The following is an 18,392-nucleotide window of genomic DNA, read 5'->3' on the forward strand; positions in this document are numbered from 1 at the left end:
ACCATACACCCCCCGCGTCCCGCCCCAGCCTCACCACCCGCTCGGCGACGACAGGCACGGAGTCGTACCCCTGGACCCGATAACTGAGCTGCACATCAGCGGTGGCCCGATCCCCAACGGCATCCACAGACCCCAGCCTGTACGACCACTGCGAGAACGGAACGTCGTACGTGTTCCCCTCCCGCCCCAGCACCACCGAGGCCCGCCGATCAAGAGCGGCCTGCACCTCGGCCCGAGTGGAACTCTCCCCACCACCGCCACTGCACCCCACCGCAAGCAGACACAGGGCTATAGCCCCCGACCACAGCACCCGCCTCGCACCAGCCATCGGACCGATCGTACGGGGGAGGGCGAAAACACGAACCCGCACCCAGTCTTTTAGGGGCGCGGGGCNNGCGGGCGCGAACAACCACAACGGCGCCGCACCCGCCCCACAACAGAACCCCCCTAAGGCCGCGTGACCGAAGACACCGGCATCATCCCCACCGGGTCGTACCGGACCGGCGCCCCGGGATAGGGCGCATGGATCACCTGGCCGTTCCCGACGTACATGCCCACATGGCTCGCGTCGGACCGATAGGTCACGATGTCCCCCGGCTGGGCCTGCGACAACGGCACGCGCCGCCCCGCATGGGCCTGCGCCTGGGAGGTCCGTGGCAGCGAGACGCCCGCCTGGCCGTAGGACCACTGCATGAGCCCGGAGCAGTCGAACCCGGAGGGCCCGCTGGCCCCCCACACATAGGGCCGCCCCAGCGCGGAGCGCGCCGCGGCCACCGCCGCAGCGGCACGGGCCGAGGACGCCTGGCCGCCGCCGAGGAAGGGCATGTCCTCGCGGCCGGACCGGGAGACACGGTCGTAGTCGGCGCGTTCGGACGGCGAGAGGGCGTTCAGCAGCTCCCGGGCCCGCGCGAGCTTCCGTTCGACCGTCCGTTTGTGGGACGCGACGGCCCTGCGGCTCTTCTCCAGCTCCCCGAGCTTCCCGGCCGCCTCGGCCCGCTCCTGGGCCAGCTCCCGCATGGCGAACTGGAGTTCACGCAACTGCCCGGCCTGATGGACGGTGAGCCGGTCGAGGGTGGCGGCCTTGTCGAGGTACTCGTCGGGATCGTCGGAGAAGAGGAGCGCGATGGAGGGATCGAGCCCACCGGCCCGGTACTGGGCCCCGGCGAGCGCGCCGAGCCGCTCCCGCATGGAGTTGATCCGCTCCTGCTGCCGGGCGATGGCGTCCTGCGCGCCGCTGACCTCGTGGCGCAGCCGGTCGGCCCGCTCGTCGGCCTTGTTGTACGCCTCGGTGGCCTGCTCGGCCTCGGTGTACAGCCGGTCGACCTCGGCCCGGGTGTCGCCGGAGGGCGCCGCGTGGGCGACGGGGACCACCCCCAGGGCAGCCGCCGCGGCGGACAGCGCGCACAGCGCCGCACCCGCCCCCCTGTTGAACCCGGACGCCGGTGCAACGCTGCGATGGGACCCCACGGGAAGCCGCACTCCTTCCGCTGACGGACGAGGAAACGCGGCAGACAGTAGCCCCGGGGGAAGGGGGTGCTCAAAGACCCGGACCGGACACGGACGGTGACGTCCCGGCCCAGACGCAGGTCATGGCCGGGACGGACGGTCAGCGAGGACGCCGGGAATCCACTCGTTCGGGGGGCTGTGCGTCGGGGTGTGTCGCACGGCTCGCAGCGTCAGATGCGGACGCCGAACATGAACGGCCCGCCGATGGTGTTCATCGACTCGTACCGCACGACGGTCCCGGTGCGCGGCGCGTGGATGACGGTGTCGTTGCCCGCGTAGAGCGCGACGTGGTGGAGGTCGTTGAAGAAGATCACCAGGTCGCCGACGCGCAGGTCGTTGACGTTGTAGATCCGGGTCCCGGCGTTGGCCTGGGACTCGGAGGTGCGCGGGATGGTGACGCCGGCCTGCGCGTAGGCCCAGGAGGTGAGCCCGGAGCAGTCGAACGTGGCCATGCCGGCCGTGCCGAAGCTGTACGGCTTGCCCAGCTGGGACTGCGCGGCGGCGAACGCGGCGGCGGCCCGGCCGGACCCGGCGGGGACGTTCCCGAGGTCGACGCGCTCACCGGCGTCGCGGCTGGCGCGGGTCTCCTGCTCGTTCAGCGCGGCCTTCTCGGCGGCGGTGAGGGAGTTGAGGAGCTTCTGCGCGTCGGAGAGCTTGCCCTGCACCTCGCGCTTCTTCTTGGCGAGCTGGGCGCGGGTGGAGGAGAGGTCGGCGAGCTTCTCGGAGGCCTCGGCGCGCTGCTGGGCGAGCTGGCGCTGCTTCTCCTGGATCTTCTTCAGCGCCTCGACCTGCTGGGCGCTGAGCTGGTCCTGGGTGGAGGCGCGGTCCAGGAAGCTGTCCGGGTCGGAGGAGAGGAAGAGCTGGACGGAGGAGTCGATGTTCCCCGTGCGGTACTGGGCGGCTGCCGCCAGGCCTATGGAGTCGCGCAGCTTGTTCAGCTCGTCCTGGCCGCGGGCGACGTTGTCCTGGATGGTGGAGATCTCCTTCTGGAGCTTCCCCGCCTTCTCCTCGGCGCCGTTCATGGCCTCGGTGGCCTGCTCCGCCTCTTCGTAGAGCTTGTCGACCTTCGACTTGACCTCGTCCTTCGTCGGCTTCTCGCTCGGTGCCGCGTTCGCGGAGTTGGCGCTGAGGGCGACGGCCGCGGCAGCCGCGGTCGTCAGCAGCGTCACGCGGGTGCGGGACGGCGGCTTGGGTCGACGGTGGGACGCCACGGAGACGGGCTCCTTCTCTCGCGCGGAGGTTCGAACCGTGACCCTAGTGACACAAGTGTGATCAGTTCAAATCCCGTGGCGTAAAAAAGCGGTCGCGCAACGCATAATTTGCTTTCAACCGACAGGCAGTGACGGCCACTTGACCGTACGTATCGACCGGGCGCGGGATACGGCGCTCAGGACAGCCGCTTCAGCAGCATCGCCGAAGCCACCGGCCGCGCCCCGGCCTTGGCGACGCCGTCGGCCACCTCCCGGTCGGTGGAGGCGACGATGACGGGCCTGCCGGGCGGCTCGGCGCGCACCAGCTGGCGGATGAGTTCGTCGGCGGTGACGCCGGGTTTCGAGAACAGGACGCGTACGCCCCGGGGCGGTGCGAGCAGGACGGGCGCGGCGAGTTCGGCGCCGTCGAAGACGCAGGTCACCTCGGCGCCGGTCTGCGCGGCGAGCGCGGAGAGCTGGCCGAGCAGGCGCAGCCGCTGCTTCTCCAGCGGCATCTGGGGGTAGCCGGTCTTGGTGACGTTGTAGCCGTCGACCACCAGGTGCGCCTGGGGCAGCGCGAGCAGCTGATCGAGAATGGCCGGATCGTGCTCCGACAGGGCGCGCGCGGCGATGTCCTTCGGCGTCATCCGGCCGGGTTCGACGGCGTCGACGGTCTCGGCGGGCCGTACGGAGACGGGGGGCAGGGCGAGTTCGCGGCGCAGCCCCTGGGTGGCTTCGAGGACGGTGTCCAGCAGGAGCCGTACGCGCATGTCCTCGACGCTGCGGCCCTCGCGGGCGGCGCGGCGGCTGGCCTCCAGGGCGGCCTCGACCTCGCCGAGCCGCGCCTTGAGGCGCCGCGTCTCGCTCTCGGCGGCGGAGACCTGGGTGCCCGCCTCGGCGCGTACGGCCTCGATCTCGCCCTGGAGCTTGCGCTGGGCGGCCTCGCCGCGCTTGACGTCGCTGAGGGCGGAGCGCAGCTTGCGGTGCGCGGCCTCCGCCTCCCGCCGGGCGGCGTCGAGCTCCTGGCGCAGGCGCTCGGTCTCGGACTTGACCTGGCCCTGGGCGTGCGCCAACTCCTCGCGCAGGCGCTCCAGTTCGGCGCGGCTCTCCTCGTCGGCGCGTTCGGCGTCGGCGCGCTGGGCCTCCTCGCCGGCGGCGGTGACGAGCTTGACCCAGCCGGTGGGGCGCAGCACGTAGGCCGCCGCCGCCACGTCCAGCGGGTCGGCGGCCGGGGGCGGCGAACCGGAGTCGAGGGCGCCGGTCAGTTCCGGCTGGGCCTCTCTGAGCTTCTCCCCGATGCGCTGGCGGAACAGCGCGTCGGTCTCCAGCGCGGAGGCCATCGCGTTGCCGGCGAACTTGGTCCGGCGGTTCGGCGCGAACCGGGCGTACTGCCGCAGCTGTGCGGGCAGTTCGCCGAGGGTCAGGCCGCCGAAGCCGTCCGACACGATCTGCACGACCCTGCGGCGCACCCCGTCGGGCAGGGGGCGGTCGAGCACCTCGGCGGCGCCGTCGCCCGGCTCGCCCGTGGTCTCCGCCATCCGTCACACCCCACTTGCCGTGCGGGGCCGCTCCCTCTCAGGAGTCGGCGCCCGGCCTGTCCACGAGTTCCACCGAATCGACTGCGTTGCACCAGCGGCAGCGCACCGACTCGATGGTCTCACTGACCACCTCGCGCTCCTCGACCTTCGGCTCTCCGGCCAGGTCGAGGTGGACGTACTCGACGACCTTCGAGGAACGGGTCACGTCGAACCGGGTGAGGTTTCCGCAGAGGGTGCAGCGCCACCGGGTGGTGGCGGTCGGCAGGGTAACCGGCATCGGAACCGTCCGCTCCTTTTCTGGGCCGTGCGCCGGGGGCGTGCCCCGGTGCGTGTGGCCGTAACCCTACGGCCTGGCGGGGACCCGCCGCCCGCCTGTCCACGACGGCGAGGCGATATGGGCCGTTGTATCCGGTTGCGTCATGCTCTGTAGCCATGATCGACAGATGGCGACCCGCCGCGCCGGTGACGTACGGGCTGATCGCGCTGTGCTGCGCCGTCTTCGTCCTCGGTCCCGCGTCGGGGCTGAATCCCTCGTACGGCTCCGGCGAGGCGCTCGTCGCGGCGCAGCGGGCGTACTACCACCGCTGGGGGGTCGTGCCCGCCGACCTCTTCGAGGGGTCGGCGCGGGCCGCGCTCACTCCACTGACCGCCCTGTTCGTGCACGGCGGCTGGGTCCATCTGCTCGGCAACATGCTCTTCCTCTACGTCTTCGGGGCGATGACCGAGGAACGCATGGGGCGCGTGGAGTTCACCCTCTTCTACACCGGCTGCGGCTGCCTCGCCCTCCTGGGGTACGCGGCTGCCCACGCCGGCTCCGCACAGTCCCTCGTGGGGGCGTCCGGAGCGATCTCGGCCGTCCTCGGGGCCTTCCTCTACCTCTTCCCCCGGGCGCGCGTCACCAGTCTCCTGCCGTTCCTCTTCTTCCTCCCCCTGCGCTTCCCCGCCTGGCTGGTCCTCCCCTTCTGGGCGGCCCTCCAGTGGCTCGCCGTGAACCGCGCCTCCGACGGGCCCGGCGTCGCCTACCTCGCCCACGTCGTCGGCTTCGCGCTGGGGTTCCTGTACGCGTGGGCGCGATTCACCCGTACGACTACAGTTGGGGCCGCCTCTGTACCCGCCCCCGAGGGAGAGAACCAGCCGTGATCACCGCGATCGTCCTGATCAAGACCAGCGTGGACCGGATTCCGGAGATCGCCGAGGAGATCGCCTCCCTGGAGAGCGTCAGCGAGGTGTTCTCGGTGACCGGGACGTACGACCTCGTCGCGATGGTCCGGGTGCGGGAGCACGAGGACCTGGCCGACGTCATCCCCGGCCGGATCAGCAAGATCCCCGGCGTGGAGGCGACGGACACGCACGTCGCGTTCCGGACGTACTCCCAGCACGACCTGGAGGCCGCGTTCGCGATCGGCCTCGACTCGTAATCAGGCGTTGGCCGGCACGCAGCGGCCGTTCTCCGTGCGGTACGTCAACTTCGCGCCCAGCGTCACCAGTTCGCGTACCGCCTTGACGAAGCGGTCCACGTGCTCGTCGGGCGTGCCCGCGCCGAAGCTCACCCGGATCGCGTTCAGGGACGCCGCCTCGCCGCACTCCCCCGCCCGCGTCGCCGTCGCGCCCAGCAGGTGGTCGACGAGGGGGTGCGCGCAGAACAGGCCGTCGCGGACGCCGATGCCGTACTCGGCGGAGAGGGCGGCGGCGAAGTGGGAGCTGTTCCAGCCGTCGACCACGAAGGAGAGGACGCCCACGCGGGGGGCGTCGTCGCCGAAGAGGGACAGGACGCGGACCTGGGGGACGTCCGCGAGGCCCGCGCGGACCTTGGCGATCAGGTGGTTCTCGCGGGCGACGAGGTTGCCGAAGCCCTCCTCCGTCAGCGCCCTGCACGCGGAGGCGATCGCGTAGGCGCCGATCACGTTCGGGGAGCCGGCCTCGTGACGGGCCGCGTTCTCGTGCCACTCCACCTCGACCGAGCCGTCCGCCGCGCGGCTCACCCTGCGGCTGGCGCCGCCGCCCGCGAGGTACGGCTCCGCCGCGCGCAGCCAGTCCGTACGGCCCGCGAGGACGCCCGCGCCGAACGGGGCGTACAGCTTGTGGCCGGAGAACGCGACCCAGTCGACGTCCAGGTCCCGCACCGACACCGGGTGGTGCGGGGCGAGCTGCGCCGCGTCCAGGACGATCCGCGCGCCGTGCGCGTGCGCCGTCGCCGTCAGCTCGCGGACCGGCCACAGCTCGCCGGTGACGTTCGAGGCGCCGGTCACACAGACGAGGGCGGGGGCCGCGGTGTCCCGTGCGGCGAGGGCCCGGCCGAGCGTCGCCACCGCGTCCTCGGGGGTGCGGGGGGCGTCCAGGTACGTCACGTCCCGGTGCTGCCAGGGGAGCAGCGACGCGTGGTGCTCCGTCTCGAAGACGTACACCTGGCAGTTCGCGGGGACCGCGCGGGCCAGCAGGTTCAGAGAGTCCGTCGTCGAGCGCGTGAAGACCAGCTCGTCGTCCTCGCGGCAGTCCAGGAACTCCGCGACCGTCCGGCGCGCGGCCTCGAAGAGGTCCGTGGAGAGCTGGGAGAGGTAGCCGGCGCCCCGGTGGACACTGCCGTAGTACGGGGCGTACGCGGCGACGTCGTCCCACACCCGCTGGAGCGCGGGGGCGCTGGCCGCGTAGTCGAGAGCCGCGTACGTGACCTCGCCGCCGGTGACGAGGGGGACGGTGACATCCCGGCCCAGAACGTCCAGGGGGGCGCACACGGGCTGAAGGGGGGCAAGGGTGACGGACACTGCACAACTCCTCGACGACCAGGACCCCCGGTGTCAGGAGGGTCCGCGCTTGCCGAGGACCTCGCTGCCCACGGCCTGGTCTTCACCCGGGGCACCCCGCCACGGACGGAGGGTTGCCGGACAGTCGGCCGGGGCCTCATGACTGTCACTCATGACCTGGTTCAGAAAGTAGATGAGGTGATCGCGGGGACGCAAGTTCTGTCCGGATCTCGGGACACCCGGGCAGGAGAAAAGGCGGCTCGCGCCGCCTTCTCCCTCGGAATCCCTACCGGTTCGTCGCCGCCACCCAGCGGTCCAGCGTTCGCTTCGCCTCGCCCGAGTCGATCGACTCCGCCGCCTTCGCCATGCCCTCGCGGAGTTGCTCGGCCAAAGTGCCGGTGCCGGGGTTCAGGGCCACCAATGCCGCTGCCGAGTTCAACAGGACCGCGTCCCGGACCGGGCCCTGCTCGCCGGTGAGGAGGTTGCGGGCCACCTCGGCGTTGTAGGAGGGGTCGGCGCCGCGCAGTGCCTCGATGGGGACGAGGTCGATGCCCACGTCCCGGGGGTCGAAGGTTTCCTCCGTGACCTTGCCGTCCCGGACCACCCAGACCCGGGAGGTCGCGGTGGTGGTGAGTTCGTCCAGGCCGTCGTCCCCCCGGAAGACCAGGGAGGAGTTGCCCCGGTCCGCCAGGACGCCCGCGATCATGGGGGCCATGCGGGGGTCGGCCACGCCCACCGCCTGGGAGGTGACCCTCGCCGGGTTCGTGAGGGGACCCAGCGCGTTGAAGACCGTACGGATGCCCAACTGCCCCCGGGCGGCGGCCACATGACGCAGCGCCGGGTGGAACTTGACGGCGAAGCAGAACGTGATGCCCGCCTCCTCGGCGACCTCCGCGACCCGCTTGGGCGTCAGTTCCAGGTTGACGCCCAGCTTCTCCAGGACGTCCGAGGCGCCCGACGACGAGGACGCGGCGCGGTTGCCGTGCTTGACGACCTTCGCGCCGGTGCCGGCCACGACGAGCGCCGACATCGTCGAGATGTTGACCGTCTTCGCGCCGTCCCCGCCGGTCCCGACGATGTCGACCGTACGGCCGGACACCTCGATCGTGTTGGCGTGCTCGTACATCGCCCGGACGACCCCGGTGATCTCCTCGACCGTCTCGCCCTTGGCCCGCAACGCCACCACGAACCCGGCGATCTGCGCGTCCGTGGCCTCGCCGCGCATGATGCGGTCCATGGCCCAGGCGGTCGCGTCGGCGCTCTGGTCGTGCCCGGAGAGCAGCGCGTTGAGGACGGAGGGCCAGGAACGGCCCGCCGCGGTGTCGCCTCCAGCGGGGGTCACAGCGCTCATGAAGCCGCTCCTGAGAGTCGTAGGGAAAGTCTCCGCACACCCTATCCAGCCACGGGCAGCGCGAAGGCCCCGTCCGGGGTTCGGACGGGGCCTTCTGTGGCGTTACAGCTGACGGGCGGTGATCAGTGGTGGCCGTGGCCGCTCGTGATCTCCTCGTACTCCTCGACGGTCGGCTTGGCGATCTGGCTGTCCTCGCCGTAGTACGACTCGCTGAGCTTGGCGCGGAGCTTCTCCGAGCCCTTGACCTTGCGCTTGACCCCGTTCTCGTCGGTGGTCGCGCCGATCGCGACGGGCTCGTACTGCTCGTGCGCGGTGAGCGTGTGCAGCTGCTCCTGGCTGAGCGGCTCGTGGATCTCGATGAACTCACCGTGCGGGAGCCGCTTGATCGTGCCGGTCTCGCGCCCGTGCAGCACCTTGTCCTTGTCGCGGCGCTGGAGGCCGAGGCAGATCCGCTTGGTGACGATGAACGCGAGGACCGGAAGGACGAAGAAGCCGATCCGGACGAACCAGGTGATCGCGTTGATGGAGAGGTGGAAGTGGGTGGCCCAGAGGTCGTTCCCACCGCCGATCAGCATCACGAAGTACGCGGTCAGCCAGGCCACACCGAACCCGGTGCGGGTCGGGGTGTTGCGCGGCCGGTCCAGGATGTGGTGTTCGCGCTTGTCGCCGGTGACCCAGGCTTCGATGAAGGGGTAGACGGCGATGGCGACGAGCACCAGCGGGAAGATCACGATCGGGATGAACACGCCCAGGACGAGCGTGTGGCCCGCGAAGTTGATCTCCCAGCCCGGCATCACACGGACGAGACCCTCGGCGAAGCCCATGTACCAGTCGGGCTGGGCTCCGGTCGACACCTGGTCGGGCCGGTAGGGGCCGAGCGCCCAGATCGGGTTGATCTGCGCGATGGCCGCGATGGCCGCGATGACACCGAAGACCAGGAAGAAGAACCCGCCGGCCTTCGCCATGTACACGGGCAGCAGGGGCATACCGACGACGTTGTTGTTCGTCTTGCCGGGACCCGCGAACTGCGTGTGCTTGTGGTAGAAGACCAGGATCAGGTGGGCCACCATCAGGCCGAGCATGATGCCCGGCAGCAGCAGGATGTGGACCGAGTAGAAGCGGGCCACGAAGTCGCCGCCGGGGAACTCCCCGCCGAAGATGAAGAACGACAGGTACGTGCCGACCACGGGGATCGACAGCAGCACACCCTCGATGAACCGCACACCGGTACCCGACAGCAGGTCGTCGGGGAGCGAGTAGCCGGTGAAGCCGGTGAACAGCGACAGCACCAGCAGCAGCCAGCCGAACAGCCAGTTGACCTCGCGCGGCTTGCGGAACGCGCCCGTGAAGAAGACGCGCATCATGTGGATCATCATCGCGGCGACGAAGATCAGCGCCGCCCAGTGGTGGATCTGCCGGATGAGCAGACCGCCGCGCACCTCGAACGAGATGTGCATGGTCGAGGCGAACGCCTCACTCATCAGCTGTCCCTGGAGCGGGACGTAACTGCCGTGGTACTCCACCTCGTTCATCGACGGGTGGAAGAACAGCGTCAGGTACACACCCGTGAGGATGATGATGATGAAGCTGTACATGCAGATCTCGCCCAGCATGAACGACCAGTGGTCGGGGAAGATCTTGCGCATGTTGGCCTTGGCGAGGGAGTAGATCCCGAGCCGGCCGTCGGCCCAGTCGGCGACGCGCTCGCCGGCCGGTGCCTTCCCGCGTTCGCGGGACTCCTCTTTGGTGGTCGTGGTGCTCATCCGCGCTCCCAGAACGAAGGACCGACGGGCTCGTCGAAGTCGCCGAGCGCTTCAAGGTAGCCCTCGTCGTTGACGCCGATGCGCAGCTGCGGCAGGGCGTGGCCGGCGGGGCCGAAGATCACCCGGGCGCCGTCGGAGAGGTCGAAGGTGGACTGGTGGCAGGGGCAGAGCGCGTGGTGCGTCTGCTGCTCGTACAGCGAGATCGGGCAACCGACGTGGGTGCAGATCTTCGAGTAGGCCACGATGCCGTCGTGCGACCACTCGAGCTCGCGCTTGTCCTTGATGTTCTCCGGCTGGATCCGGATGATCATCAGGGCCGCCTTGGCGATCTCCGTCTGGAACTCGTGGTCGTGCTCCTCCAGGCCCTCGGGCTTGGCGAAGGTCAGCGACCCGACCGCGACGTCCTCGGGGCGCAGCGGCTCGTTCGTGTTCATGTTGACGAGCAGCTTGCCCTTGGCCCACAGCGTGGTGCGCAGCTTGGTGCCGGGCAGCGGGCCGAGGTCGCGCAGCAGGACGACGCCGGAGAGCGGGAACATGGCCAGCGCGCCGAACATCGTGTTGCGGATCAGCTTGCGGCGGCCGAGCGCGGACTCCTTGGCGCCCTGCTTGAAGTCGGCCAGGACCTTGGCCTTGACCTCGGGGGACGCCTCGATCGGGTGGCGCTCGTCGGCGATCTCCACGTCGGACATCAGGGTGCGGGCCCAGTGGACCGCGCCCGCGCCGATGGAGAACAGCGCGACGCCGAGGGTCAGGCCCAGCGCGAAGTTCAGCGCGTTGAGGTGACCGATCGGGAAGACGTACACCGCCTTGTCGTGCGGGATCGCCACGTAGGAGGCGATGAACGCGACAGTGGCCAGCATCGAGACCGTGAACAGCAGGGCGACCGTGCGCTCGGAGCGCTTGGCGGCCCGCTCGTCGATGTCCTGGATGCGGTGCTCGTGGGGCGGGAGACCGGGGTCGGCGAACGGGTGCTGCTCGTCCGCGACGCCTACCGCGCCGTGCGCGTGATCCTGCTCTGCCGGCAGGTTCTCTTCTGGAATGTCTTGGCTACTCATGACTTCTTGGCCTTTGCGGTCCGAGCGGCGACCCAGACGGCGACCGCGACGAGCGCGCCGAGGCCGAAGATCCAGGCGAACAGGCCCTCGCTGACCGGGCCGAGGCCGCCCAGCTCCAGGCCGCCGGGGTTCACGGTCTCGTCACCGTTGACCGCGTTCACGTACGCGATGATGTCCTTCTTGTTCTGCGGCGAGAGGGTCCCGTCGCCGAACGACGGCATGTTCTGCGGGCCGGTCTGCATGGCCTCGTAGATGTGCTTCGGGTCCACACCCTCCAGCGTCGGCGCGAACTTGCCCTTCGTCAGGGCGCCGCCCTTGCCGGTGAAGTTGTGGCACTGCGCGCAGTTGGTGCGGAAGAGTTCGCCGCCCTTGGCGATGTCGGCGCCGTCGGGGCCGTACTCCGCCTTGGTCGGGACGGTCGGGCCCGCGCCCAGGGAGGAGATGTACGCGGCGAGCTGGTCGATCTGCGCCTGCGTGTAGATGACCTTCTTGCGGGGCACCTGGGCGCCCTGGGAGGTCGCGGCCGGCATACGGCCCGTGCCGACCTGGAAGTCGACGGCGGCGGAGCCCACGCCGACCAGGCTCGGACCGTCCGAGGAGCCCTGACCGCCGGTGCCGTGGCAGCTGGCGCAGCCGACGGCATAGAGCTTCTTCCCCTCCTCAATGGTGAGGGACTGGGCGGTTTCGTCAGCCTTCGCCCTGTCTGCGGGCGCGAACACGGCGTACAGCCCCCCCGTGCACGCCAGCGCGAGGAGTAGGACGACGAGCGCCGCCATGGGATGGCGTCGTCGTGCGGAGAGCTTTTTCACGGATTACCCCGGTGTCAGGATCTTCGGTGTCGGTGCGTCTGGGATGTGCGTTGCGATAACGCGGGCGGGATCCGGCCCGGCTACTTGATCATGTAGATCGTCGCGAAAAGGCCGATCCAGACGACATCGACGAAGTGCCAGTAGTAGGACACGACGATCGCGGCGGTCGCCTGTTCGTGCGTGAACTTCTTGGCCGCGTAGGTACGGCCGAGTACGAAGAGGAAGGCGATCAGACCGCCCGTCACGTGCATACCGTGGAAGCCGGTGGTCAGGTAGAACACCGAGCCGTAGGGGTCCGAGGAGAGCGAGAGGCCCTCGTGCTTGACCAGCTCGGTGTACTCGTAGATCTGGCCGCCGATGAAGATCGCGCCCATCACGAACGTGATGATGAACCAGCCCCGGAGCTTCTTCACATCACCGCGCTCCGCGGCGAAGACGCCGAGCTGGCAGGTGAGGGAGGAGAGCACCAGGATGGTCGTGTTCGTCGCCGAGAACGGGAAGTTCAGGGCTGACGCCATCTCCTTCCAGTGATCCGGACCGGTCACCGATCGGAGGGTGAAGTACATCGCGAAGAGGGCCGCGAAGAACATCAGCTCGGATGCCAACCAGATGATGGTTCCGACGCTGGTGAGGTTCGGCCGGTTGACCGACGGGTGCGCGTGCCCGGTTTCTGCTGTCGTTGCTGTCGCCACGACCGACATTATGTCGGTCGCTTATCCCGCCCTCACTCCGGGGGGTGCCGTTCGGAGTGTCACCGCCCGCCGAACCGGTGTTGACGTGGTGTTCAGCGGGGCGTATCGGGGAGTAGCATCCGGCCGGATGGCCTTTCCGTACGACGCCAATGTCGCCGAAGTCACGGAGGAACGATGCAGCCGACCGCCACGGTGCTGGTCTACAGCGACGACGCGAACACGCGGGAGCAGGTGAGGCTGGCGACCGGCCGCCGGCCCGCGCCTGACACTCCGTTGGTGAGCTTCGTGGAGTGTGCGACGGCTCCGGCTGTGGTGCGGGAGTTGGACAAGGGCGGCATCGACGTGGTGATCCTCGATGGGGAGGCCGCGCCGATGGGGGGCATGGGGTTGTGCCGTCAGTTGAAGGACGAGGTCTTCAACTGCCCGCCGGTGCTGGTGCTCATGGGGCGGCCCCAGGACGCGTGGCTGGCCACGTGGAGCCGTGCGGACGGGGCTGTGACGCTTCCGGTGGAGCCGGTGGAGTTCGCGGGCGCGCTGGCCGCGTTGCTGCGTCAGGGGCGGCTTCAGAGCGCCTAAGGGGGCGGGGGGTTCTGGGGGTGCGCGAGTGACGGTTGTGTGTGGTTGCTCGCGCAGTTCCCCGCGCCCCTAAAAGACAAAGACCTACACCGCTTCCGGCGTTAGACGGGTCCCGTCCCCCTGTGGACCGTCCTTCTTCGTTGTCAACGCGCTTCCCTGCTGCCACTTCTTCCAGGTGATGTTCCAGTCGCCGAAGCCGTTGCCGAAGGGTTCCATGTCGTCGCCGTAGCTGTTGATGACTTTGACGATGTCGCCCTCGCGGATGTTCTCGAAGAACCAGGCGGCGTTGTCGGTGCTCATGCCGGTGCAGCCGTGGGAGACGTTGGCGGAGCCCTGGGAGCCTACGGACCAGGGGGCGGCGTGGACGTACTCGCCGGACCAGGTGACGCGGGTGGCGTAGTAGACCGGGAGGTCGTAGTTCTCGGAGGAGCCCGCCGCGATGCCTACCGTCGTGCCGCGCATGCGGACGTGGTACTCCTTGCCGAGGACGACCTTGACGCCGTTGCGGGTCTCGAAGCCCGGCTTGCCGGTGGTGACGGGGATGGAGTTGATCTCCTCGCCGTTCCGGTAGACGGTCATCCAGTGGGACGAGGCGTCGGTGACAGCCACCACCTTGTCGCCGATCTTGAGGTTCAGGTCCTTCGTCTTCGTGCCCCAGAGGCGGTCGCCGATCTTGATGCCGTCGAGGAAGCTGTGCGCGCGGATGCGGGCCTGGGCGGGCCAGTAGTCCTTGGGGCGGTAGTGGAGCTCCTTGGAGTCGACCCAGTGCCAGGCGCCCGGCACGGAGGGCGTGGAGTCGACCTTGAGGGCCCGTTCGACGACGGCGCGCTGCGCGGGGTCCTTGACGGGCCGGCTGAGCGTGGCGGTGATGGGCTGGCCGACGCCGTACGTACCGGCGTCGGGGCCGAAGGTGACCTCCAGGCGCTTCTTGGAGACCGGCGCCCCCGTGTCGAACGTGAAGACCCGGCGCCCCGGCGCCCCGTCGTCGTCCTCGGTGCTCACGCGGACCGTGTAGTGCGCGTTGGCGGCGAGCGGCTCGGTGGAGTGCCACCGGCGCCCGTCGGCGGCGAGTTCGCCCGCGACGAAGCGCCCTGTCGCGTCGACGGCGGTGACGTCCGTGAGGGGCCCCTCGGAGTCCTTGACGGTGATCTCCAGCGGCTTGTCGGGGTCGGCCTTGCGCCCGTCGCCGGGGAGCCCCGCGAACACGACCTGGCCCGTCGCGTCGTACGGCCGTGAGGCGAGCGGGTGTCCGCCGCCCGAGCCGCAGGCGGCGGCGCCCGCGACCAGAGCGCTGACCATCAGGGCGCAGCGGACGACTGTGGCGGGGCGGGGCGTCGTACGGTTCGGGTGGGTCATGGCTTCACGCTAGGAACGGCACGCCGACCCTGCGCGCCGAGTCACTCGTACGAGCTACCCGGCGTACGGCGAAAGCGTGAGGCCGGACGCTCCTGACGGAGTGTCCGGCCTCGACGGCACAGCGGTGGTGCTACTGCGTGCGGTTCTCACCGCGGTAGTACTCGAAGACCCAGCCCCACAGTCCGACGAGGAGCAGCGGCACCGAGAAGTACAGCAGCCACCAGCCGACCGCGACCCCCAGGAAGGCGAGGGCGCCGCCGGCGGCCAGGGACAGCGGCTGCCAGCTGTGCGGGCTGAAGAAGCCCAGCTCGCCGGCGTCGTCCGCGACGTCCGCCTCCTTGTTGTCCTGCGCTCCCGTGTCGACCCGCTTGGCCGTGAAGCCGAGGTAGAAGCCGACCATGATGCACAGGCCGAACGCGAGGAAGAGGGCGGTCGTACCGGCCGGCTCCTTCGACCACACGCCATAGACGACAGCCATGGCGAGGACGAAGACGCTCAGCCAGATGAACATCTTGCCTTGGACCTTCACTTGCCGGCCTCCTTGCCGCCCGCGATGGCCCCGGCGTGCGCGTGCTCAAGCTGCTGCTGTTCGAGCTCGACGATCTCCGGGTGGTGCAGGTCGAACGCCGGGGATTCGCTGCGGATCCGCGGCAGGGTGAGGAAGTTGTGCCGCGGCGGCGGGCAGGAGGTCGCCCACTCCAGCGAACGGCCGTAGCCCCACGGGTCGTCGACCTCGACCTTCTTGCCGTACTTGGCGGTCTTCCACACGTTGTAGAGGAACGGCAGGATCGACAGACCGAGGACGAACGAGCTGATCGTGGAGATCGTGTTCAGCGCGGTGAAGCCGTCGGCCGCGAGGTAGTCGGCGTACCGGCGCGGCATGCCCTCGGCGCCCAGCCAGTGCTGGACGAGGAACGTGCCGTGGAAGCCGATGAACAGCGTCCAGAAGGTGATCTTGCCGAGCCGCTCGTCGAGCATCTTGCCGGTCATCTTCGCCCACCAGAAGTGGAACCCGGCGAACATCGCGAAGACGACGGTGCCGAAGACGACGTAGTGGAAGTGGGCCACCACGAAGTACGAGTCGGAGACGTGGAAGTCCATCGGCGGCGAGGCGAGGATGACACCGGTCAGACCACCGAAGGTGAAGGTGATCAGGAAGCCGGTGGCCCACAGCATCGGTGTCTCGAAGGACAGTGAGCCCTTCCACATCGTGCCGATCCAGTTGAAGAACTTCACACCGGTCGGGACCGCGATGAGGAACGTCATGAACGAGAAGAACGGCAGCAGTACCCCGCCGGTCACGTACATGTGGTGCGCCCACACCGTCACCGAGAGACCGGCGATGGCGATGGTCGCGCCGACCAGGCCCATGTAGCCGAACATCGGCTTGCGGGAGAAGACCGGGATGATCTCGGAGATGATGCCGAAGAACGGTAGCGCGATGATGTACACCTCTGGATGGCCGAAGAACCAGAAGAGGTGTTGCCAGAGCAACGCACCGCCGTTCGCGGCGTCGAAGACATGCGCTCCGAACTTTCGATCCGCCTCCAGCGCGAACAGCGCCGCCGCCAGGACCGGGAAGGCCAGCAGGACCAGAACGGCCGTCAGCAGCACGTTCCACACGAAGATCGGCATGCGGAACATGGTCATGCCCGGCGCGCGCATGCAGATGATGGTGGTGATGAAGTTGACCGAGCCGAGGATCGTGCCGAAGCCGGAGAAGGCCAGGCCCATGATCCACATGTCGGCGCCGACGCCCGGCGAGCGGACCGCGTCCGACAGCGGGCTGTAGGCGAACCAGCCGAAGTCGGCCGCGCCCTGCGGGGTGAGGAAGCCGCCGACGGCGATGAGCGAGCCGAACAGGTACAGCCAGTAGGCGAACATGTTCAGCCGCGGGAAGGCGACGTCGGGGGCGCCGATCTGGAGCGGCATGATCCAGTTCGCGAAGCCCGCGAAGAGCGGCGTCGCGAACATCAGCAGCATGATCGTGCCGTGCATCGTGAACGCCTGGTTGAACTGCTCATTGGACATGAGCTGGAGGCCCGGGCGGGCCAGTTCGGCGCGCATCAGCAGCGCCATGACGCCGCCGATGCAGAAGAACGCGAACGACGTGACGAGGTACAGCGTCCCGATCGTCTTGTGGTCAGTGGTGGTGAGCCACTTGATCACGACGTTGCCGGGCTGCTTGCGCCGGACCGGCAGCTCGTTCTCGTACGAGTCGGCCTCGGCACCCTGGGGTTCGTTGAGGATGCTCACAGGTTTGTCGTCTCCCGGTTCTTCTCGTGGGTGGTCTGCTCGATACCCGCGGGAACGTAACCGGTCTGCCCCTTCTCTACGAGTTCCTTGAGGTGCTGCTCGTAGCGCTCAGGAGAGACGACCTTCACGTTGAACAGCATCCTGGAGTGGTCGACGCCGCAGAGCTCGGCGCACTTGCCCAGGAAGGTGCCCTCCTTGTTGGGGGTCACCTGGAAGGCGTTGGTGTGGCCCGGGACGACGTCCATCTTCATCAGGAACGGCACCACCCAGAAGGAGTGGATGACGTCACGGGACGTCAGGACGAAGCGGACCGTCTTGCCCTTGGGGAGCCAGAGGGTCGGGCCGGGGTTGTTGGTCTGCGGGTTCCGCTCCTTGGGGACACCGCAGGTGTAGACGCCGCCCGCGTCCGCGGGGAAGTCCTTCTTGAACCGGTCCGGGATCGCGTCCAGGTTCTCGTCGGTCTTCGCGTCGCCGGTGGAACCGGGGACGTTCTCGACGTAGTTGAAGCACCAGCTCCACTGGAACCCGACCACGTTGACCGTGACGTCCGGCTTCTTCTCCAGGCTGAGGAGCTTCGACTCGTCCCGCGCCGTGAAGTAGAACAGGACCGAGACGATGACGATCGGAACGACCGTGTACAGCGCCTCCAGGGGCATGTTGTAACGCGTCTGCGCCGGTACCTGGATCTTGGTGCGGCTGCGCCGGTGGAAGAAAGCACTCCACAGGATCAGGCCCCACACCAGCACGCCGGTAACCAGCGCGGCCGCCCAGGACCCCTGCCACAGGGAGAGGATCCGCGGAGCCTCTTCCGTCGTGGGGGTGGGCATACCAAGGCGGGGGAAGTCCTTAGATGTGCAACCGGTGGCGGTCGCCAGGACCAGGCCCGCGGTCAATGCCTGGAGCAGCTTCCGCCGCATCGGGCGCCGCGGCGAGCGGTCGGAGCCGTTGGGACTCACGTAGCGCCTTCCCGAGAGTCTCGCCCGCGCGGGTTGGCTGCGGCCTGACTCCGTCGGTGGTCGGTGGCCGGTCGCCGCCCTGCGTCGGGCAGGGGTTTGGATGTTTATGCGGACCAAACCCTAGCCGACGCTCTTCGAGGGTTCGCGGGGAGGGGTGCCTTCTAACTCGGGTGGTTCGCTGGTTTGGCGGCTGCGGGTCCGTTGTGGCTGTTCGCGCAGTTCCCCGCGCCCCTAACGGCGATAGCGTGGGGCGGTGCCTTTCTTTGATGCCGCTTCCGGTTCTCCTCTTCATCCCGTCGCTCGTCAGGCCCTGTTGGCCTCTTTGGAGGACGGGTGGGCCGACCCTGGGAAGTTGTATCGAGAAGGGCGTAAAGCCCGGGTTCTGCTTGATGCTGCTCGGGAGGCCGCTGCTGAGGTCATTGGGTGTCGGGCGGATGAGGTTCGGTTCACCTCGTCCGGGACACGGGCCGTACAGGTGGGTATGGCCGGTGTGTTGAGGGGGCGGCGGCGCGTCGGGCGTCACCTGATCGTGTCAGCTGTCGAGCATTCTTCCGTGCTCCATGTGGCCGAACAGTGGGACGGGGAGGTCACCCGGGTGGGGGT

General features: G+C 69.0%; 18 protein-coding genes and 1 riboswitch. Of the genes, 4 read left to right on the top strand and 14 right to left on the bottom strand.

Going from position 1 to position 18,392, the window contains the following annotated elements; translation table 11 throughout:
* Positions 1-447 precede the first annotated feature (447 nt).
* From AOK24_RS25105 to AOK24_RS25120, 4 genes are all read right to left on the bottom strand, one after another.
* Positions 448-1,467, bottom strand: a complete 1,020-nt coding sequence (locus AOK24_RS25105; protein WP_055722342.1) for a C40 family peptidase — start codon at positions 1,465-1,467, stop codon at positions 448-450.
* 209 nt (positions 1,468-1,676) lie between these two features.
* Positions 1,677-2,717, bottom strand: coding sequence for a C40 family peptidase (locus AOK24_RS25110; protein ID WP_055722343.1), 1,041 nt, complete (start codon positions 2,715-2,717; stop codon positions 1,677-1,679).
* A 176-nt stretch (positions 2,718-2,893) separates the two neighbouring features.
* Positions 2,894-4,234, bottom strand: a complete 1,341-nt coding sequence (locus AOK24_RS25115; RefSeq protein WP_055722344.1) for an NYN domain-containing protein — start codon at positions 4,232-4,234, stop codon at positions 2,894-2,896.
* 37 nt (positions 4,235-4,271) lie between these two features.
* A complete protein-coding gene (locus AOK24_RS25120) occupies positions 4,272-4,511 on the bottom strand; it encodes a hypothetical protein (RefSeq protein ID WP_055722345.1) in 240 nt (79 codons plus the stop codon).
* A gap of 155 nt (positions 4,512-4,666) precedes the next feature.
* Between AOK24_RS25120 and AOK24_RS25125 the strand changes: the two genes are divergently transcribed.
* Both AOK24_RS25125 and AOK24_RS25130 read left to right on the top strand, forming a co-directional pair.
* Positions 4,667-5,374 (top strand): rhomboid family intramembrane serine protease, encoded by a 708-nt coding sequence (locus AOK24_RS25125; RefSeq protein WP_055722346.1) that lies wholly within the window; start codon positions 4,667-4,669, stop codon positions 5,372-5,374.
* Complete coding sequence (locus AOK24_RS25130) at positions 5,371-5,652, top strand: Lrp/AsnC family transcriptional regulator (protein WP_055722347.1); 282 nt, start codon at positions 5,371-5,373, stop codon at positions 5,650-5,652. The genes AOK24_RS25125 and AOK24_RS25130 overlap by 4 nt, the downstream gene beginning before the upstream one ends.
* Here AOK24_RS25130 and AOK24_RS25135 read toward each other — a convergent pair whose 3' ends face one another.
* From AOK24_RS25135 to ctaE, 6 genes are all read right to left on the bottom strand, one after another.
* A complete protein-coding gene (locus AOK24_RS25135; RefSeq protein ID WP_055722348.1) occupies positions 5,653-6,996 on the bottom strand; it encodes an aminotransferase class V-fold PLP-dependent enzyme in 1,344 nt (447 codons plus the stop codon).
* 40 nt (positions 6,997-7,036) lie between these two features.
* Positions 7,037-7,153, bottom strand: a riboswitch (SAM riboswitch).
* A 108-nt stretch (positions 7,154-7,261) separates the two neighbouring features.
* Entirely contained in the window at positions 7,262-8,326 is a 1,065-nt protein-coding gene (trpD, locus tag AOK24_RS25140) for an anthranilate phosphoribosyltransferase (RefSeq protein WP_055722349.1), read from the bottom strand.
* Positions 8,327-8,448: 122 nt separating this feature from the next.
* Positions 8,449-10,089: a cytochrome bc1 complex cytochrome b subunit gene (gene qcrB, locus AOK24_RS25145; protein WP_055722350.1), complete on the bottom strand. Its 1,641-nt coding sequence runs from the start codon at positions 10,087-10,089 to the stop codon at positions 8,449-8,451.
* Complete coding sequence (qcrA, locus tag AOK24_RS25150; protein WP_055722351.1) at positions 10,086-11,144, bottom strand: cytochrome bc1 complex Rieske iron-sulfur subunit; 1,059 nt, start codon at positions 11,142-11,144, stop codon at positions 10,086-10,088. The genes qcrB and qcrA overlap by 4 nt, the downstream gene beginning before the upstream one ends.
* Positions 11,141-11,953, bottom strand: coding sequence for a cytochrome bc1 complex diheme cytochrome c subunit (qcrC, locus tag AOK24_RS25155; RefSeq protein WP_055722352.1), 813 nt, complete (start codon positions 11,951-11,953; stop codon positions 11,141-11,143). The genes qcrA and qcrC overlap by 4 nt, the downstream gene beginning before the upstream one ends.
* Before the next feature lie 80 nt (positions 11,954-12,033).
* Positions 12,034-12,654, bottom strand: coding sequence for an aa3-type cytochrome oxidase subunit III (ctaE, locus tag AOK24_RS25160; RefSeq protein ID WP_055722353.1), 621 nt, complete (start codon positions 12,652-12,654; stop codon positions 12,034-12,036).
* Between the two features lie 165 nt (positions 12,655-12,819).
* Between ctaE and AOK24_RS25165 the strand changes: the two genes are divergently transcribed.
* Positions 12,820-13,221 carry a response regulator gene (locus AOK24_RS25165; protein WP_055722354.1) on the top strand — a complete coding sequence of 134 codons (402 nt, stop codon included), beginning with the start codon at positions 12,820-12,822 and terminating at the stop codon, positions 13,219-13,221.
* An 84-nt stretch (positions 13,222-13,305) separates the two neighbouring features.
* Here the strand turns inward: AOK24_RS25165 and AOK24_RS25170 are convergent, their stop codons facing one another.
* From AOK24_RS25170 to ctaC, 4 genes are all read right to left on the bottom strand, one after another.
* On the bottom strand, positions 13,306-14,577 hold the full coding sequence (locus tag AOK24_RS25170) for a L,D-transpeptidase (RefSeq protein WP_055722355.1): 1,272 nt from the start codon (positions 14,575-14,577) through the stop codon (positions 13,306-13,308).
* A 130-nt stretch (positions 14,578-14,707) separates the two neighbouring features.
* Positions 14,708-15,106 carry a cytochrome c oxidase subunit 4 gene (locus AOK24_RS25175; protein WP_055722356.1) on the bottom strand — a complete coding sequence of 133 codons (399 nt, stop codon included), beginning with the start codon at positions 15,104-15,106 and terminating at the stop codon, positions 14,708-14,710.
* Positions 15,103-16,833, bottom strand: a complete 1,731-nt coding sequence (ctaD, locus tag AOK24_RS25180; protein ID WP_055722357.1) for an aa3-type cytochrome oxidase subunit I — start codon at positions 16,831-16,833, stop codon at positions 15,103-15,105. The genes AOK24_RS25175 and ctaD overlap by 4 nt, the downstream gene beginning before the upstream one ends.
* A complete protein-coding gene (ctaC, locus tag AOK24_RS25185; RefSeq protein ID WP_055722358.1) occupies positions 16,830-17,789 on the bottom strand; it encodes an aa3-type cytochrome oxidase subunit II in 960 nt (319 codons plus the stop codon). The genes ctaD and ctaC overlap by 4 nt, the downstream gene beginning before the upstream one ends.
* A gap of 253 nt (positions 17,790-18,042) precedes the next feature.
* On the opposite strand from ctaC, the gene AOK24_RS46325 reads away from it, so the two are divergent.
* On the top strand, positions 18,043-18,392 hold a 350-nt coding region (locus AOK24_RS46325; protein ID WP_159051972.1), incomplete at its 3' end, for an aminotransferase class V-fold PLP-dependent enzyme.

Source organism: Streptomyces niveiscabiei, assembly GCF_001419795.1.
GTDB lineage: Bacteria > Actinomycetota > Actinomycetes > Streptomycetales > Streptomycetaceae > Streptomyces > Streptomyces niveiscabiei.

Excerpts from the sequence above, each read along its gene's own strand:
- AOK24_RS25115 (WP_055722344.1), bottom strand. The coding sequence starts at position 4,234 with ATGGCGGAGACCACGGGCGAGCCGGGCGACGGCGCCGCCGAGGTGCTC.
- AOK24_RS25120 (WP_055722345.1), bottom strand. The coding sequence starts at position 4,511 with ATGCCGGTTACCCTGCCGACCGCCACCACCCGGTGGCGCTGCACCCTC.
- AOK24_RS25125 (WP_055722346.1), top strand. The coding sequence starts at position 4,667 with ATGATCGACAGATGGCGACCCGCCGCGCCGGTGACGTACGGGCTGATC.
- trpD (WP_055722349.1), bottom strand. The coding sequence starts at position 8,326 with ATGAGCGCTGTGACCCCCGCTGGAGGCGACACCGCGGCGGGCCGTTCC.
- qcrB (WP_055722350.1), bottom strand. The coding sequence starts at position 10,089 with ATGAGCACCACGACCACCAAAGAGGAGTCCCGCGAACGCGGGAAGGCA.
- qcrA (WP_055722351.1), bottom strand. The coding sequence starts at position 11,144 with ATGAGTAGCCAAGACATTCCAGAAGAGAACCTGCCGGCAGAGCAGGAT.
- ctaE (WP_055722353.1), bottom strand. The coding sequence starts at position 12,654 with ATGTCGGTCGTGGCGACAGCAACGACAGCAGAAACCGGGCACGCGCAC.
- AOK24_RS25165 (WP_055722354.1), top strand. The coding sequence starts at position 12,820 with ATGCAGCCGACCGCCACGGTGCTGGTCTACAGCGACGACGCGAACACG.
- AOK24_RS25170 (WP_055722355.1), bottom strand. The coding sequence starts at position 14,577 with ATGACCCACCCGAACCGTACGACGCCCCGCCCCGCCACAGTCGTCCGC.